A 2417-nucleotide genomic window follows, 5' to 3' on the forward strand; every position below is an offset into this window, starting at 1 on the left:
GCTCACCGCCGCCGACCGGGTGGTCTGGCCACTGCCGCTGTTCCACAGCCTCTCCCACATCGGGTGCGTGCTGAGCGTGACGGCGGTCGGGGCCACGGCCCGGCTCATCGACGGCTTCTCCGCCGACGACGTGCTGCGCGCGGTCGACGAGGACGGGGCCACAGTGCTCGCCGGTGTGCCGGCCATGTACCACCACCTGGTCACCGCCGCCCGGGAGACCGGCTTCCGCGCCCCGGCCCTGCGGGTCTGCCTGGTCGGCGGGGCGATCACCACCGGCGCGCTGCGGCGGGCGTTCGACGAGGTCTTCGACGCGCCGTTGCTCGACGCGTACGGCAGCACGGAGACCTGCGGCTCGATCGCCGTCACCCGGCCGGAGCAGCCCCGGGTCGAGGGCTCCTGCGGGCGCGCGGTGCCCGGCGTCGAGGTGCGCCTGGTCAGCCCGCAGACGGGTCTGGACGTGCCGACCGGCGCCGAGGGGGAGGTCTGGGTCAGCGGCCCGAGCGTCATGCTCGGCTACCACGGCCTGCCGGAGGTCACCGCCGCCGCGCTGCGCGACGGCTGGTACCGCACCGGTGACCTGGCCCGCCGCGACGCCGACGGCAACATCTTCGTCACCGGCCGCCACCAGGAGCTGATCATCCGGGGCGGGGAGAAGATCCACCCGGGCGAGGTGGAGGAGGCGCTGCGCGCGGTGCCCGGCGTCGCCGACGTGGCGGTGACCGGCCGGCCGCACGAGGTGCTCGGCGAGGTGCCGGTGGCGTTCGTGGTGCCGGGGCCGGAGGGCTTCGACCCCCGTGCCGGGTACGCGGCCTGCCGGGAGAGGCTCAGCTACCACAAGGTCCCCGAGGCGCTGTACGAGATCGGGCAGGTGCCCCGCACCGCGTCCGGCAAGGTCACCCGCCGGCTGCTGCTCGACGGGCCGGCCCGGCTGCGGGCGGTCAACGGCAGCCACCACGAGGCGCTCAGCCTGCTCGCCTGGCGACCGCTGGACCTGGCGGCCGTACCGCCGGTGGCGGCGCCCGTCCCGGCGGCCGCGCAGGACGCCGCCGCCCCGGCCCGCCGCTGGGCGCTCGTCGGCGCCGGGAGCGAACCGCTGGTGGAGCCGCTGCGCGCGGCGTCGCCGGGGGAGCGGTTCCGGGCCCACCGGGATCTGGCCACCCTGCGCGAGACTCCCGACGCGCCCGACGTGACGGTGCTGCTGGCCGGGCCGGCCGACGCCGACGCGGCGGACCTCGCCGACCGGTTGCGTGGCTGGCTCGACGACGACCGCTTCGCCGGCACCCGGCTGATGCTGCTGACCGGCCCGGCCGGCGACGCGGCCAACGGCCCCGGCACGAGCGGTGCCGGCAGCGCGGGCGACGCCCCCGCGCAAGACGCCGCCGCAGGCGAGGCCACTGCGGGAGACGTCGCCGGGGGAGCCGCCGCCGGGGGCGACGCCGCCGGGTGGGCCGGGCCCGATCCGGCGGCCGGCGCCGTCTGGGCGGTCGGGCGCAGCCTGCAGGCCGCGTACCCGGACCGGATCGTGCTGGTCGACCACGACGCCGCGGACCGCTCGCTCGCCCTGCTGCCCGCCGTCGTGGACGCCGGCGCCGCGCAGGTCGCCCTGCGGGCCGGGGCGGCCCGGCACGCGGCCCTCGTGCCCGCCCCGGCGACCGTGCCGGGACGGCCGGCGACCGTGGCCGACCCGGAGCGCCCCGTCCTGGTCACCGGCGCCGACGGACCGACCGGCGCCGCGCTGGCCCGGCACCTCGTCGCCGCGCACCGCGCCCGCCGGCTGCGGCTGCTGCACGCTGGCGCGACGCCCGCCCCGGCCCTGGCGGACCTGGCCGCCGAACTCACCTCCGCCGGTGCGGAAGCCGTTCCGCTGCCCGCCGAGCGGGCGGGCGACGAGGCGTTCGGCGCCGTCTTCCTCTGCCCGTGCGACGACGACCTGGCCGACGCCGAGGCCGCAGCCCGGCTGCTCGGCCTCGCCGCGACGCTGGACGCCGCGAGCCGACACCCGGGGGCCGCGTTCACCGTCCTCGCGCCCTCCGCCCTCCTGCTGGGCGCCGCGGGCCGGGAACGGGCCGCCTCGGCGGTCGGCGCCCTGCACGCCCTGGCCACCCGCCGCCGGGCCGCCGGTCACCCGGCCCGGCTCGTCGGCACGACCGCGCCCGCCGAGCGCGGGCCGGCGGCGACCGGACCCGCAGCGGGCACCGCGTCGGCGGCCGTCCGTGCCGACCTCGCCGCGTTCGACGTGGCCCACGACGGCGCCGACCTGGTCGTGCTCGCCCGCCCGGCGGGCCACGCCGACGCCGCGCACCCCGCCTGGCGCGGGCCCGTGGCCGAGCCCGGCGACGCCACGGACGACCGGGACGCCGCCGAGCTGCGCCGCCGGCTGGCCGGGCTCACCACCGCCGAGGGGGACCGGCTCCTGC

1 protein-coding gene is annotated in these 2417 nt (G+C 80.0%); it reads left to right on the forward strand.

All coding sequences use genetic code 11. The features are described 5' to 3' along the window. Positions 1-2417: AMP-binding protein (locus tag KBX39_RS28965; RefSeq protein WP_210873581.1), on the forward strand; the 2417-nt coding region annotated here is incomplete at both ends.

Source organism: Micromonospora sp. D75, assembly GCF_018070405.1.
GTDB classification, from domain to species: domain Bacteria; phylum Actinomycetota; class Actinomycetes; order Mycobacteriales; family Micromonosporaceae; genus Micromonospora; species Micromonospora chalcea.